This is a genomic window from Kitasatospora sp. NPDC090308, assembly GCF_044769485.1.
In the GTDB taxonomy this organism is placed as follows: Bacteria; Actinomycetota; Actinomycetes; order Streptomycetales; family Streptomycetaceae; genus Kitasatospora; species Kitasatospora fiedleri.
Genome location: NZ_JBIVXY010000001.1, coordinates 212,457 through 226,951 on the forward strand (window position 1 = coordinate 212,457; position 14,495 = coordinate 226,951).

The following is a 14,495-nucleotide window of genomic DNA, read 5'->3' on the forward strand; positions in this document are numbered from 1 at the left end:
ATCCGATCGAGGCGCTCGGCCACCGCCCGGATGCGGTTCACCGCCGCGCACGAGGCGTACCGGCGACTCGCCGCACCGGCCCCGACCGAGCCGAACGGTGGTGAGGCGGAAGAGGGGTGACGGAGGGTCAGAACAGCCGGTCGCCGCTCTCGTGGGCCAGCAGCCAGCGCTTGGCGTCGATGCCCGCGGCGAAGCCGGTGAGGCTGCCGTTGGCGCCCATCACGCGGTGGCAGGGGCGGATGATCAGCAGCGGGTTGGCGCCGACCGCGCCGCCGACGGCGCGCACCGCGCGCGGGGACTGGCCCGCGACGTCGGCGAGTTGGCCGTAGGTGAGGGTGGTGCCGTACGGGATGTCGTCCAAGGCGTCCCAGATCCGCTGCCGGAAGGGGGTGCCGACGGGGGCCAGCGGCAGGTCGAAGGAGGTGCGCGCGCCGGCGAAGTAGGCGGTGAGCTGGTCGACGGCCGGGGCGAGGGCTTCGGCGTCGGGTCGCCAGTGGGCGGCGGGTGCGGCGAGCGCGCCCTTCTGGCCGGGGGCGGTGACGGTGGACAGCGCGCAGCCGCCGTCGGGGCCGAGGACGCCGCTGAGCAGCAGTGTCCCGAGCGGGCTCTCCATGGTGGTGAACACCGTGGCTGGCGCGGGGGTGAGCGCGGGGGTGAGCGCGGGGGTGAACACGGCGGTGGGTTCGGTGGTCATGGCTGGTCCTTGGGGGTCTCGCGGGTCTCGCGGGTACGGGAAGTGGCGGCGTGGCGTTCGGCCGCGGCCGACCACAGGTGGTGCAGGGCGTAGGAGCGCCAGGGCGCCCAGCGGGCGGAGCGTTCGGCGGCGGCGCGCGGGTCGCCCGCCTCGCCGAGGGCGCGCAGGCCGTCGCGGACGCCGATGTCGGTGGGGAGGAACACGTCCGGGTCGGCGAGGGCGCGCATCCGCAGGTAGCCGACCGTCCACGGGCCGATGCCGGGCAGCGCGAGCAGCTCGGCGGCGGCCTGCTCGCGGTCGACGCCCGGGTCGAGCCGGACCGTGCCGCCGGCGAGCGCCGCGCACAGGCCGAGCAGGGCCCGGCGGCGGGCGTTCGGCATCGCCAGGTGCTCCGGGTCGGCGGCGGCCAGCGCCGCTGCGGTCGGGAACAGCAGGCGCAGCCCGCCGTCGGCGGTCGGCAGCGGGGTCCCGTACCGCTCGGCGAGCCGCCCGGCCAGGGTGCGGGCGGCGGCCACCGTGACCTGCTGGCCGAGCACGGCCCGGACGGCGAGCTCGTGCGGGTCGACGTGGCCGGGCGAGCGCAGCCCGGGCCGGGCGGCGGCCAGCGGGGCCAGCAGCGGGTCGGCGGCGAGCCGGGCGTCCACCGCGTCGGGGTCGGCGTCCAGGTCGAACAGGGCGCGCAGCCGGTGCACGGCCGTGGTCAGGTCGCGCAGGTCGGTGAGGGTCAGCCGGCAGTCCAGCCAGCCCCGGTCCGGCCGGTCGCCGGGGGCGAGCCCGTCCACCTCGGCCAGGCCGTGCCCGTACGGGAGGGCCAGGGTGCGCCGGTAGCTGCGGGTGCCGGGGCGCGGACCCGGGACGACCTCCTCGACGCCCGGGACGGCCCGCAGGCCGAGGAAGTCGAGCAGGTGGCCGGTGTCGATCGCGCCCCGGTAGGCCAGCCGCAGGCCGAGCGTGCCGCCCGCGGCCGGGGTGCGGCGGTGGCCGCCGTGCTCGGTGCGCAGCGTGGACGGGGTGCGGTCGTACACCTCGCGGATGGTGTCGTTGAACTGCCGCACGGAGGCGAACCCGGCCGCGAACGCCACGTCGGTGACCGGCAGTTCGGTGGTCTGCAGGAGGAGGCGGGCGGTCTGCGCGCGCTGCGCCCGGGCCAGCGCGAGCGGGCCCGCGCCGAGTTCGGCGGTCAGCTGCCGCTGGAGCTGCCGGGAGCTGTAGCCGAGCCGGGACGCCAGCCCGGCGACGCCCTCCCGGTCGACCACGCCGTCCCCGATCAGCCGCACGGCGCGGCCGACCAGGTCGGCCCGGTGGTTCCACTCGGGCGAGCCGGGCACCGAGTCCGGCCGGCAGCGCCGGCAGGCCCGGTAGCCCGCGCCCTGGGCGGCGGCCGCGGTCGGGTAGAAGGTGCAGTTGGTGCGCTTGGGGGTGGTGGCCGGACAGCTCGGACGGCAGTAGATGCCGGTGGTCCGTACCGCCGTGAAGAACACCCCGTCGAAGCGGGCGTCCCGGCTGTCCACGGCCCGGTACCTGGTCTCGTCGTCGATCACGCCTTCCAGTCTGCGTGATCGCCGGAGTACCGACTGGCGGGAATCGGACATCGCCGTGGGCGGCCCCGGGCGGTGCGCCCGGGGCCTGGGGTCGTCAGGGCCTGGGGTAGGAACGGGCCGCCTTGGTGAGGTGCTTGCGGTGGCGGGCGCGTTCGGCGCGGAGGCGGGCGTCGGTGCGGGCGGCGATGAAGTCGTTCTCGCGTTGGAGCTTGAGGTAGCTCTCCCAGCGGCGCTCGGGGAGGGTGCCGTCGGTGAGGGCGGCGCGGACGGCGCAGCGGGGTTCGGTGCGGTGGGAGCAGTCGCTGTAGCGGCATGCGGCGGCGATGGCGCTGATGTCGGCGAAGGCTTGGTCGATGCCCTCGCCGCCGAAGAGGCCGACGCCGCGCAGGCCGGGGGTGTCGATGACGGCGCCGCCGGACGGGAGCGGGACGAGTTCGCGGGCGGTGGTGGTGTGCCGGCCCTTCTCGTCGGCGGAGCGGACCTGCTGGACCGTCATCGCCGACGTCCCGGTGAGTGCGTTGGTGAGGGTGGACTTGCCCGCGCCGGACTGGCCGATCAGGGCGCAGGAGCCGGTGGCCCGGGCCCGCAGTCCGTCCATCCCCTCGCCGGTCTCGGCGCTGACCGTCAGGACGGCGACCCCGGGTGCGATCGCCTCGACGTCCGCCCGGACGAAGTCGCCGTCGTGGACCAGGTCGGACTTGGTCAGGACGATCAGCGGTTCGGCCCCGGACTCCCAGGCGAGGGCGAGCAGGCGCTCGATCCGGCCGGGATCGGGTTCCGCGGCGAGCGAGACGGCGATCAGTACGGTGTCGACGTTGGCGGCCAGGACCTGGCCTTCGGAGCGCTTGTGGGCGCCCTTGCGGATGATCGCGGTGGTGCGGGGCAGCACCGCCGCGAGGGCGGGGGCGGGACGGGCGGCCGGGTCGAACGCGACCCAGTCACCGGTGCACGGGTTGTGCGCGGTGTCGGCCGTCATGACCGGACGGGTGGCGGCGCGGCGCACGGCCGGCTCGCCGTTCTCGGGGTCGACGAGCAGGACTTCGCAGCTGCCGCGGTCCATCCGGACGATCCGTCCGGGCAGCAGCCCGGCGGCGGCGAACGGGGCGAACGCGGCGGCCCGGTCGTCCGTCCAGCCGAGCCCGGCGAGCGGGTGCGCGGGGGGAACGGAGGACGCGGGAGGAGGAGTGGGCACGGGGAGGGGGCGGGCGGGGGCCTGCACGGTGATCAACGGGACCCTTCGGGGGAACGGGCGGCCCCGGCCGGAGGGCGTCAGCGGAGGTGCGACGCCGGGAGACGGCGGGCCGGGGGCCGGGGGGTGGTGGACTCGCTGGACTTCTGGACGCGGTGGCAGGCACCTGCGAGGACGGGCCTCACGGTCCTCACCTCCTTCCTCTCCGGACGCGCCTCGCGCACCCCGCCCTGGGGCGCGCTCGATCGGCGGACGCCACGCTAGTACCCGCCCGCCCCCCGCGCCACCGATTTTCCACCCCCTCCGCGAAACCCCAACTCGCCTACTGCGAAGGGGAGTTGGCGGAAAGCCCGGACGCAAGGGTTCCGCAAGCCGCGCAAGGGTTCTCCAGCCGTCCCGCCACCGCGCCCGGACATCCCTCCCCGTGACGGCGGCGCACGGTGCCCGCCGTTCCGGTGGGAGGCCGGAAGAGAGGGGGAGGCCCGATGTCCTGGGCGACTCTGCCCGACCGCAAGCGGGTGCTGGCGGTCGTGCACACAACGGTGTACTGGCAGCGGCTGCGCGAGGTGTGCGAGCTGCTGGCGTCGGACCTGCGGGTGCAGGTGGTGTTCACCGTCGCGCCGCACGCGTTCAACGAGGGGTTGGCGGCGTTCCTGACGGGGCTCGGCGGCACGGTGGTGCCGTGGGAGCAGGCGGTGGCCACCGAGTTCGACCTGGTGCTGGCCGCGGGTTCGAAGGGGATCGAGCAGGTCCGCGGCCCGCTGGTGCGGCTGCCGCACGGGGCCGGTCACCTGAAGCTGGCCCGGGCGCTGCCGCCCGCGAGCTCGGTGACGGGCGTCCGGGAACAGCGGCGCGACAGCAACAACGGCAACGGCCCGCGGGAGGTCTCCGGTCTGGGCCGGGACTACCTGCTGTGGGAGGGCCGCCCGAACGCGGCGGCGTACGCGCTGGCGCACCGGGACGACCTGGCGGTGCTGGAGCGCTCCTGCCCGGAGGTGCTGCCGATCGCGGAGGTGGTCGGCGACGGGGACCACGACCGGATCGTCGCGGCGCTGCCCCGGCGGGCGGAGTACCGGGCGGCGCTGGGCCTGGGCGAGCGGGAACGGCTGGTGCTGCTCTGCTCGACCTGGGGGCCGAACTCGGTGTTCGGCGGCCTGGACGCGCTGCTGCCCCGGCTGGTGCGCGAACTGCCCGCCGGACGGTTCCGGACGGCGCTGGTGGTGCACCCCAACGTGTCGGCCGGGCACGGCGGCTGGCAGGTGCGCCGCTGGGTGGAGGGGGTGTCGGGCGGCGCGGTGTCGCTGGTCGCCCCGCAGACCGACTGGCGTCCGCTGCTGGTGGCCGCCGACTACGTGATCGGCGACCACGGCTCGGTGACGCTGTACGCGTCGCTCACCGGGGCCCGGATCCTGCTGGCCCGGTTCCCGCACCGGGACGTCAACCCGCACTCGCCGGGCGTCCAACTGGCGCGCACCGCCCCGGCGCTGGACCCGGCGCACCCGCTGGACGGGCAGCTCGCGTACGCGGACGGGGTCTACCGGCGGGAGGCGTACGCGGAGATCGGGGCCCGGATCTCCTCCGAACCGGGCGCGTTCCTGCCCCGGATCCGGCGGTTGCTGTACCGGGTGCTCGGCCTGGGCGAACCGGCCCACCCGGCCGCGGCGCCCGTACTCGCCCCGCCCGCGCCGCTGTTCACGGGCGGAGGCGGGAACAGCGGCGGAAGCCGCGGCGGGAGCAGCGGCACCCCGGGGAACGGGGGCGGCCGGTGGCAGTGACGGTGACGGTCCGGCTCGACGCCGGCCCGGGCGTCCCGGCCTGGTGCGACCGGCACCTGGCGGCCCGGACCGACGAACCGGCCCGGGTGCGGCACCTGGCGGACGTCCTGTACGACGAGCACCCGGACGGGTCGGCCGAGGAGGTGTGGCGGCGGCACCCGGGCTGCGCGGTGCTGGCGCTGCGCGCCCCGGGCGGCCTGGTGCACGTCCGCTTCCGCGGCGGGACGCTGACCCTCCGCCCGCCCGCCGCCGGGAGCACCACCGAGGGCACCACCGGCAACGGCACCAGCACCGGAACCGGAACCGCCGACCCGGCCGCGCTGGCCGGTTCGCTGGTGCACGCCCTGCTGTCGGCCGTCCGCGCCCGGGCCCACGACGGCGCCCACGGCAGCACGCCCGGCGACGCCCACGACAGCGCGCACGGCGACGCCCACGGCAGCGCGCACAGCACCGAGAACGGCGCCACCGACAGGTAGCGGCCCCGGCCGCCCGCTCACCGCCCGGAGCGCCGGCGGCGCCGGCCGCCGCCGAGCCGGCGCCGGATGTCGCCGTACGGGAGGAAGGAGGCCCAGCGCTCCGGGTACTCACTGGGGACGGGCTCGTCGTCGTCCTCGTCGAAGAGGTCCTCGTCGTGGCCCTCGGCGAGGCCGAACTGGCGGGCCCGTTCGGCGCGTTCGACGGCCCGGCGGGCGGCGGCCTCGCGGCCGCGCTGGACGGCGACGTCCTCGGCGATCCGCTCGTTCTCGGCGCGGGCGTCGGCGGTCTCGACGGTGGGCCAGCGGCGGTCGATCGCGGCGTTCATGGCGGCGCCGATGAGCACGGCCAGCGCCACCACGAAGATCCACAGCAGCACGGCGACCGGGGCGGCGAGCGAGCCGTAGACGGAGTGGCCCTCGACCGAGCTGACCAGGTAGAGCCGGAGCGCGACGCTGCAGACCACCAGGACCAGCAGGGCGACCAGCGCGCCGGGGATGTCCTCGCGCCAGGGTGTGGAGACCGGGACGGCCACGTGGTAGAGGGTGGTGAGGGAGAGCACCAGCAGGATGATCGCGGCGGGCCAGTACAGGCCGTTGATCACTCCGGCCCAGCTCTGGAAGGTGCCGATCAGCAGCCCGGGCCCGGCCACCAGCAGCGGCAGCACCAGGGAGCCGATCACCAGCGCGCCCAGGTAGAGGCCGAGCGACATCAGCCGGGTCTTGACCAGGCCGCGCTTGCCGTCGAGGCCGTACATCACGGTGATGGTGTCGATGAAGATGTACAGCGCCCGGGAGCCGGACCAGAGCGAGAGCAGGAAGCCGATCGAGATCAGGTCCGGTCGGGCGCTGTCGAACACGTCGCGCAGCAGGGGTTGGACGATCTCGTCGATGGAGCTCGGTGAGAGCACCGTCCCAGCTGCTGAGACGATGTCCTGCTTGAGCTTGTCGATCGTCCCGGCCCCGAGGATGTCGTCGAGGTAGCCGAGGGTGCCGGCCAGGCAGAGCAGCAGCGGCGGGATGGAGAGGAGGGTGAAGAAAGCCGCCTCGGCCGCGAGTCCGGTGACCCGGTACTCCACGCAGGTGTTGGTGGTGTCCTTCACCAGCGCCAACGCGGTGCCGTGCCAGGTGCTGCGCTTCGCGGCGCGGCGCCGTCCGCCGCGTCGGCGGGAGGACCGGTCGCCGGTCGGCCCGGGTCCTCCGGCCGGGTGGGGGGTACTGCCTGCTGCTTGCACGCCCCTACGGTATCGGCCCCGGCCGCGCGGCCCGAGCGGCCCTGCCGGGAACCGGCGGCCCGCCGGGGGGAACGCGGAGGAACGCAGGGGGACACCGGGGGACAACAGGGAGGCGGCAGGGGACTTGGAGGACACGCGCAGGGGTCCACGGAGGGCCTACGGAGGGCACGCGGGGGGCACGGACCGGCCGGGAACGGCCGCTGTCCCAGCATGCGGAACGATGGAGTCCAGGATTCGGACGTTAGTGGACCGCGAGTCGCTCGCCGTGCGAATCTCTTGCCATGTCTAGCGCCGGAACCACCCTAGTTGGCCGACTCCACGTCGACCTCCTTCGCGTGTCCAGCGCCATCTGTCCGGTGACCTGAGCCCCTCGTACGCCGCAGCGCACCGGCGCCATCCCCGCCGTCGCGGATGCGCGCAAGACCCTGCCCCGGCCAGCGTCACCCTCTCCCGCCGCCTGCTGAGACACCGCAGGTGGGAGCGGGCCGCGTCCGGGGGCCGCCAGCAGCACCCCGCACCTGCCAAGCCGCTCAAAGGACTGACACCATGGCCCGCACTCCCGAAACGGTCGAGCCTCAGGACGGCGCCGCGCCCGCGGCCCGCCCCGCCGCCCGCAAGGTGACCCGCCACCGCGGCGAGGGCCAGTGGGGCATGGGGCACTTCACGCCCCTCAACGGCAACGAGCAGTTCAAGAAGGACGACGACGGTCTCAACGTGCGGACACGCATCGAGACGATCTACTCCCAGCGCGGCTTCGACTCGATCGACCCGAACGACCTGCGCGGCCGGATGCGCTGGTGGGGCCTGTACACCCAGCGCAAGCAGGGCATCGACGGCGGCAAGACCGCCCTGCTGGAGCCGCACGAGCTGGACGACGAGTACTTCATGATGCGGGTGCGCATCGACGGCGGCCAGCTGACCACGGCCCAGCTGAAGGCGATCGGCGAGGTCTCCGAGCAGTACGCCCGCGGCACCGCCGACCTGACCGACCGCCAGAACGTCCAGTACCACTGGGTGCGGATCGAGGACGTCCCGGCGATCTGGCAGAAGCTGGAGGCCGTCGGCCTCTCCACCACCGAGGCGTGCGGCGACTGCCCGCGCGTGGTGATCGGCTCCCCCGTCGCGGGCATCGCCGAGGACGAGATCATCGACGGCAGCTGGGCGATCGACGAGATCAACCGGCGCTACATCGGCAGCAAGGAGTTCTCCAACCTGCCGCGCAAGTTCAAGACCGCGATCTCCGGCTCGCCGCTGCTGGACGTGGTGCACGAGATCAACGACGTCGCCTTCGTCGGCGTGGTCCACCCCGAGCACGGCCCGGGCTTCGACCTGTGGGTCGGCGGCGGCCTGTCCACCAACCCGAAGCTGGGCGTCCGGCTCGGCGCGTGGGTGCCGCTGGAGGAGGTCCCGGACGTCTGGGCCGGCGTGATCGGCATCTTCCGCGACTACGGCTACCGCCGCCTGCGCACCCGCGCCCGGTTGAAGTTCCTGGTCGCCGACTGGGGCCCGGAGAAGTTCCGCCGGGTCCTCCAGGACGAGTACCTGAAGCGCGAACTCGTCGACGGCCCCGGCCCGCAGGAGCCCAGCGGCCGCTGGCGCGACCACGTCGGCGTGCACCGGCAGAAGGACGGCAACTTCTACGTCGGCTTCGCCCCGCGGGTCGGCCGGGTCAACGGCAAGCTGCTCACCCAGGTCGCCGACCTGGCCGCCGAGCACGGCTCCGGCCGCCTGGCCACCACCGTCGAGCAGAAGCTGATCGTCCTCGACGTCGCCGAGGAGAAGGTCGCCTCGCTGGTGGCCGGCCTGGAGGCGCTGGACCTGCGGGTCACCCCGTCCACCTTCCGCCGCGGCACGATGGCCTGCACCGGCATCGAGTACTGCAAGCTGGCGATCGTCGAGACCAAGGGCCGCGGCCAGTCCCTGATCGACGAACTGGAGCGCCGCCTGCCGGAGTTCGACGAGCCGCTGAGCATCAACATCAACGGCTGCCCGAACGCCTGCGCCCGCATCCAGACCGCCGACATCGGCCTCAAGGGTCAGCTGGTCACCGACCGGAACGGCGAGCAGGTCGAGGGCTTCCAGGTGCACCTGGGCGGCGCGCTCGGCTTCGAGAACGCCGGCTTCGGCCGCAAGATCCGCGGCCTGAAGGTCACCAGCGCCGAACTGCCCGACTACGTCGAGCGCCTGCTGACCCGCTACCAGGCGGACCGTCAGGACGGCGAGCGGTTCGCCCAGTGGGCGGTCCGGGCCAGCGAGGAGCAGCTGTCGTGAGTGGGCGGAGCGAGCGGACCGGAAAGCCCGCGCGTCCTCGCGAAGCGACCACCGAGCGCAGCGGGGTGGGTGCATGAGCGAGCGTGCCGCCCCCTTCTACTGCCCGTACTGCGGGGACGAGGACCTGCGCCCGTCCGAGAGCGGTCACGGCGCGTGGGAATGCCGGGCGTGCCGTCGGGGCTTCCAGTTGAAGTTCCTCGGACTGCTGCCAACGACCGACGGGGGCACCGGACATGACGACCGCCACTGACGACCACGAGGCGATGGCCCTCCGGGCCGGCCGCGAGCTGGAGGAGGCCACCGCGCAGGAGGTCCTGCGCTGGGCCGCCGACACCTTCGGCAAGCGCTTCTGCGTGACCTCCTCGATGGAGGACGCGGTGGTCGCCCACCTCGCCTCCACCGTCCTGCCCGGCGTGGACGTGGTCTTCCTGGACACCGGCTACCACTTCCCGGAGACCATCGGCACCCGGGACGCGGTCGCCGCGACCATGCGGGTCAACGTGATCACGCTGACCCCGAAGCTCACCGTGGCCGAGCAGGACGCCCAGTACGGGCCGCACCTGCACGACCGCGACCCGGACCGGTGCTGCGCGCTGCGCAAGGTCGAGCCGCTCAACCGCGGCCTGGGCGGCTACGACGCCTGGGCCACCGGCCTGCGCCGCGACGAGTCGCCGTCCCGCGCCAACACCCCCGTGGTGGCCTGGGACGCCAAGCGCCGCAAGGTGAAGATCGCCCCGATCGCCCGCTGGACCCAGGACGACGTGGACGCCTACGTCCAGGCCAACGGGGTGCTGCTGAACCCGCTGCTGTGGGAGGGCTACACCTCGATCGGCTGCTCGCCGCTGTCCTGCACCGCCAAGCCCGGCGAGGGCGAGGAGGGCCGGGCCGGCCGCTGGGCGGGCTCCGGCAAGACCGAGTGCGGCATCCACCTCTGAACCCGCCTCCCCCGTACGTGAACCACCGTTACCGACCGTCAGGAGTGACCACCGTGACCACCGCCGAGACTCTGGCCCCGGGCCGCGAGCGCGGCGCCACCGTGTGGCTGACCGGCCTGCCCAGTGCGGGCAAGACCACCCTCGCGTGCGCGCTGGCCGAGCGGCTGCGGGCCGAGGGGCACCGGGTCGAGGTGCTGGACGGTGACGAGATCCGCGAGTTCCTCTCCAAAGGCCTCGGGTTCACCCGCGAGGACCGGCACACCAACGTCACCCGGATCGGCTTCGTCGCCCAGAAGCTCGCCGCCAACGGCGTCAAGGTGCTCGCCCCGGTGATCGCCCCGTTCGCCGACGCCCGCGACGCGGTGCGCGAACGGCACACCGCCCACGGCACCGAGTTCCTGGAGATCCACGTCGCCACCCCCGTCGAGCTCTGCTCCGAGCGGGACGTCAAGGGCCTCTACGCCAAGCAGGCCGCCGGGGAGATCTCCGGACTGACCGGGGTCGACGACCCGTACGAGGCCCCCGAGAAGCCCGAACTGCGCCTCCAGACGCAGGGCCGGACGGTGGCCGAGTCCGCGGCCGAACTGCACGCCTTCCTGACCGAGAGGGGACTGGCATGACCGTCACCACGCAGCGCCCGGTCCAGGCCGAGGACAGCCCCTACGCGCTGTCGCACCTGGACGCCCTGGAGGCGGAGTCGGTGCACATCTTCCGCGAGGTGGCGGGCGAGTTCGAGCGGCCGGTGATCCTGTTCTCCGGCGGCAAGGACTCCATCGTGATGCTGCATTTGGCGCTGAAGGCGTTCGCCCCCGCGCCGGTGCCCTTCGCCCTGCTGCACGTCGACACCGGCCACAACTTCCCCGAGGTCCTGGCGTACCGCGACCGCACCGTCGCCGAGCACCACCTGCGCCTGCACGTCGCCTCCGTCCAGGACTTCATCGACCGCGGCGTACTGCGCGAGCGCCCCGACGGGCTGCGCAACCCGCTGCAGACCGTCCCCCTCCTGGACGGCATCGAGTCCAACAAGTTCGACGCCGTCTTCGGCGGCGGCCGCCGCGACGAGGAGAAGGCCCGCGCCAAGGAACGCGTCTTCTCCCTGCGCGACGAGTTCGGCGCCTGGGACCCGCGCCGCCAGCGCCCCGAACTGTGGTCCCTCTACAACGGCCGCCACGCGGTCGGCGAACACGTCCGGGTCTTCCCGCTCTCCAACTGGACCGAACTCGACGTGTGGCAGTACATCGAACGCGAGGGCATCGAACTCCCGGAGATCTACTACGCCCACGAGCGCGAGGTGTTCCGGCGCGACGGCATGTGGCTGACCGCCGGCCAGTGGGGCGGCCCCAAGGACAACGAGCCGGTCGAGACCCGCCTGGTGCGCTACCGCACGGTCGGCGACATGTCCTGCACCGGCGCGGTCGACTCCGACGCCGACACCATCGACGCCGTCATCACCGAGATCGCCGCCTCCCGCCTCACCGAACGAGGGGCCACGCGCGCCGACGACAAGATGTCCGAAGCCGCCATGGAAGACCGCAAGCGCGAGGGGTACTTCTAACCATGACGACACAGACCGCCGCCTCGCTGCTGCGCTTCGCCACCGCCGGGAGCGTGGACGACGGCAAGTCCACCCTGGTCGGCCGCCTCCTGCACGACTCCAAGTCCGTTCTCGCCGACCAGCTGGAGGCCGTCGAACACGCCTCGCGCCGCCGCGGCCAGGACACCCCCGACCTGGCGCTGCTCACCGACGGCCTGCGCGCCGAACGCGAGCAGGGCATCACCATCGACGTCGCCTACCGCTACTTCGCCACCGCCCGCCGCCGGTTCATCCTCGCCGACACCCCGGGCCACGTGCAGTACACCCGCAACATGGTCACCGGCGCCTCCACCGCCGAACTCGCCGTCGTCCTCGTCGACGCCCGCAACGGCGTGGTCGAGCAGACCCGCCGCCACGCCGCCGTCGCCGCCCTGCTGCGCGTCCCGCACGTCGTCCTCGCGGTCAACAAGATGGACCTGGTCGACTACGCGGAGCCGGTGTTCGCCGCCATCGCCGAGGAGTTCACCGCGTACGCGGCCTCGCTCGGGGTCAAGGACGTCGTGGCGGTGCCGATCTCGGCGCTGGCCGGGGACAACGTGGTCGAGCCCTCCGCCCACATGGACTGGTACGCCGGCCCGACCCTGCTGGAGCACCTGGAGACCGTGCCCGTGGGCACCGACCCGGGCGTCGAACCCGCCCGCTTCCCCGTCCAGTACGTGATCCGGCCGCAGAGCGAGGAGTTCCACGACTACCGCGGCTACGCGGGCCAACTCGCCTCCGGCGTCCTACGCGTCGGCGACCCGGTGACGGTCCAGCCCTCCGGCCACACCACCACCATCACCGCCATCGACGCGCTCGGCACGTCCACCGAGACTGCCTGGGCCCCCCAGTCCGTGACCGTCCGCCTCGCCGACGACCTCGACATCTCCCGCGGCGACCTGATCGCGGCCGGCCCCGCCCCCGCCCCCACCCAGGACGTCGAGGCCACCGTCTGCCACCTGAACGAGCGTCCGCTGCACATCGGCGCGAAGGTGCTGCTCAAGCACACCACGCGCACCGTGCGCGCCCTCGTCAAGGAGATCTCGTACCGGATCGACATCGACACCCTCGAACAGCGCTCCGGCGCCGAGGGGCTGAACGTCAACGACATCGGCCACGTGGTGCTGCGCACCGCCGAACCCCTGGCCCTCGACGACTACACCGACAACCGCCGCACCGGCTCGTTCATCCTGATCGACCCGGCCGACGGCACCACCCTCACCGCCGGCATGGCGGGCGAGGCGTTCGACACCGTCAGCATCACCGACGCTTCCACAGAGGAGGACTGGGTCTGATGCCCAGCGAGGCGTTCTCGGGCATGGACAAGGAAGGCGGCCGCATCGGCAGCGGCGTCCTCGGCAGCGGCCAGGGCGGCCTGACGCGATGTGGGGGCTGGCAGGGGCGCTGAGCCCCTGTCACCGGGCCCGCAGCCGCCGTTCCCTCCCACAGCGGGTACGGCGGGGGCGGCCCGGCCCCGGCAGCACGTCAGGCACATCCCGTACGCGACACCTTCCTTCTTCTCGAACGGAACACCTCTCATGGCACCGAGCACCGAGTCCACCCATACCTCCGCACGCCCCCGCGCGGGCCGGATCAGACGCGCCGCCGTGGCGACCGTCGCCGTGCTGACCACCGCCGGCCTGCTGTCGGCCTGCTCGTACGGCTCCAAGAGCGACGACAAGGCGTCCGCCAAGCCGGCCGCCTCGGGCACGAAGCTCTCCGCGGACACCGTGAAGATCGGCTACTTCGCCAACCTGACCCACGGCACCGCGCTGGTCGGCCTCAAGCAGGGCATCTTCCAGCAGGAGCTGGGCGGCACCCAGATCAAGACCCAGGTGTTCAACGCGGGTCCGGCCGAGATCGAGGCGCTGAACGCCGGTTCGATCGACATCGGCTGGATCGGCCCCTCCCCGTCGATCAACGGCTACACCCAGTCCGGCGGCAAGTCGCTGAAGATCATCAGCGGTTCGGCCTCCGGCGGCGTCAAGCTGGTCGTCAACCCGGAGAAGATCCCGACCCTGGACGACCTCAAGGGCAAGAAGATCGCCACCCCGCAGCTCGGCAACACCCAGGACGTGGCGCTGCTCAACTACCTCGCCGAGAAGGGCTACAAGGTCGACGCCCAGACCGGCGACGGCGACGTGAAGGTGCTGCGCACCGACAACAAGGTCACCCCCGACGCGTACAAGTCCGGCTCCATCGACGGCGCGTGGGTGCCGGAGCCGACCGCGTCGAAGCTGGTCACCCTCGGCGCGAAGGTCCTGCTCAACGAGAAGGACGTCTGGCCGGACAAGAAGTTCGTCATCACCAACATCATCGTCTCGCAGAAGTTCCTGACGGAGCACCCGGACGTGGTGGAGGCCGTGCTGCGCGGCTCGGTGAAGACCAACGCCTGGATCAAGGCCAACTCCGACCAGGCCAAGTCCGTCGCCAACGACCAGATCAAGGCCGACGCCGGCAACGCGCTGGACGCCTCGATCCTCGACCCGGCGTGGCAGGACATCGACTTCATCGACGACCCGCTGGCCAACACCCTGCAGGCCGAGGCCGACCACGCCGTCACCGCCGGGCTGCTCAAGAAGCCCAACCTGGCCGGGATCTACGACCTGACCCTGCTCAACAAGGTGCTGAAGGAGAACAACCAGCCCGCCGTCGCCGACGCCGGACTGGGCACCAAGTAAGTCCTCCCAGGCCCCGAGGTCCGCGCCCCGCGCCCGCCCAAGCGATGCCCACTCACCGGGCGGGCGCGGGGCCGGACCCCGGACACCGATCCCCGCCCTGCCCGGAACCACACCCGCAGGAGGTGCCC

Annotated in this window: 13 protein-coding genes; 9 read left to right on the forward strand and 4 right to left on the reverse strand. The window is 73.4% G+C overall.

Annotated elements, in window-relative coordinates; translation table 11 throughout:
• Window positions 1-127: 127 nt before the first annotated feature.
• Genes ACIQVD_RS00925 through rsgA form a run of 3 tightly spaced genes read right to left on the reverse strand, consistent with a single transcriptional unit; the run spans window position 128 to window position 3,454 of the window.
• Window positions 128-694: a methylated-DNA--[protein]-cysteine S-methyltransferase gene (locus ACIQVD_RS00925; RefSeq protein ID WP_402285118.1), complete on the reverse strand. Its 567-nt coding sequence runs from the start codon at window positions 692-694 to the stop codon at window positions 128-130.
• A complete protein-coding gene (locus ACIQVD_RS00930) occupies window positions 691-2,286 on the reverse strand; it encodes an AlkA N-terminal domain-containing protein (RefSeq protein ID WP_402285120.1) in 1,596 nt (531 codons plus the stop codon). The genes ACIQVD_RS00925 and ACIQVD_RS00930 overlap by 4 nt, the downstream gene beginning before the upstream one ends.
• 43 nt (window positions 2,287-2,329) lie before the next feature.
• Entirely contained in the window at window positions 2,330-3,454 is a 1,125-nt protein-coding gene (gene rsgA, locus ACIQVD_RS00935) for a ribosome small subunit-dependent GTPase A (protein WP_400688605.1), read from the reverse strand.
• Window positions 3,455-3,909: 455 nt separating this feature from the next.
• On the opposite strand from rsgA, the gene ACIQVD_RS00940 reads away from it, so the two are divergent.
• A complete protein-coding gene (locus ACIQVD_RS00940) occupies window positions 3,910-5,199 on the forward strand; it encodes a hypothetical protein (protein ID WP_402285122.1) in 1,290 nt (429 codons plus the stop codon).
• On the forward strand, window positions 5,190-5,675 hold the full coding sequence (locus ACIQVD_RS00945; protein ID WP_402285124.1) for a hypothetical protein: 486 nt from the start codon (window positions 5,190-5,192) through the stop codon (window positions 5,673-5,675). Before ACIQVD_RS00940 ends, ACIQVD_RS00945 begins: the two co-directional genes overlap by 10 nt.
• A 17-nt stretch (window positions 5,676-5,692) precedes the next feature.
• Here ACIQVD_RS00945 and ACIQVD_RS00950 read toward each other — a convergent pair whose 3' ends face one another.
• Complete coding sequence (locus ACIQVD_RS00950; RefSeq protein WP_402285125.1) at window positions 5,693-6,907, reverse strand: YihY/virulence factor BrkB family protein; 1,215 nt, start codon at window positions 6,905-6,907, stop codon at window positions 5,693-5,695.
• 281 nt (window positions 6,908-7,188) lie between these two features.
• Between ACIQVD_RS00950 and ACIQVD_RS00955 the strand changes: the two genes are divergently transcribed.
• The 7 genes from ACIQVD_RS00955 (at window position 7,189) to ACIQVD_RS00985 (ending at window position 14,367) form a co-directional block, all read left to right on the forward strand.
• On the forward strand, window positions 7,189-7,272 hold the full coding sequence (locus tag ACIQVD_RS00955) for a putative leader peptide (protein WP_318264789.1): 84 nt from the start codon (window positions 7,189-7,191) through the stop codon (window positions 7,270-7,272).
• A 181-nt stretch (window positions 7,273-7,453) separates the two neighbouring features.
• Window positions 7,454-9,178, forward strand: coding sequence for a nitrite/sulfite reductase (locus tag ACIQVD_RS00960; protein WP_400688193.1), 1,725 nt, complete (start codon window positions 7,454-7,456; stop codon window positions 9,176-9,178).
• 233 nt (window positions 9,179-9,411) lie between these two features.
• Window positions 9,412-10,113 (forward strand): phosphoadenylyl-sulfate reductase, encoded by a 702-nt coding sequence (locus ACIQVD_RS00965; RefSeq protein ID WP_400688196.1) that lies wholly within the window; start codon window positions 9,412-9,414, stop codon window positions 10,111-10,113.
• Window positions 10,114-10,166: 53 nt separating this feature from the next.
• The gene (gene cysC / locus ACIQVD_RS00970; RefSeq protein ID WP_400688198.1) at window positions 10,167-10,733 is read left to right on the forward strand and encodes an adenylyl-sulfate kinase; all 567 of its coding nucleotides are present in this window, start codon (window positions 10,167-10,169) and stop codon (window positions 10,731-10,733) included.
• Window positions 10,730-11,668, forward strand: coding sequence for a sulfate adenylyltransferase subunit CysD (cysD, locus tag ACIQVD_RS00975; protein ID WP_400688200.1), 939 nt, complete (start codon window positions 10,730-10,732; stop codon window positions 11,666-11,668). The genes cysC and cysD overlap by 4 nt, the downstream gene beginning before the upstream one ends.
• Before the next feature lie 2 nt (window positions 11,669-11,670).
• The gene (locus tag ACIQVD_RS00980) at window positions 11,671-12,981 is read left to right on the forward strand and encodes a sulfate adenylyltransferase subunit 1 (protein ID WP_402285128.1); all 1,311 of its coding nucleotides are present in this window, start codon (window positions 11,671-11,673) and stop codon (window positions 12,979-12,981) included.
• A 243-nt stretch (window positions 12,982-13,224) separates the two neighbouring features.
• Window positions 13,225-14,367: an aliphatic sulfonate ABC transporter substrate-binding protein gene (locus ACIQVD_RS00985; RefSeq protein ID WP_400688204.1), complete on the forward strand. Its 1,143-nt coding sequence runs from the start codon at window positions 13,225-13,227 to the stop codon at window positions 14,365-14,367.
• The last annotated feature ends 128 nt before the right edge of the window (window positions 14,368-14,495 follow it).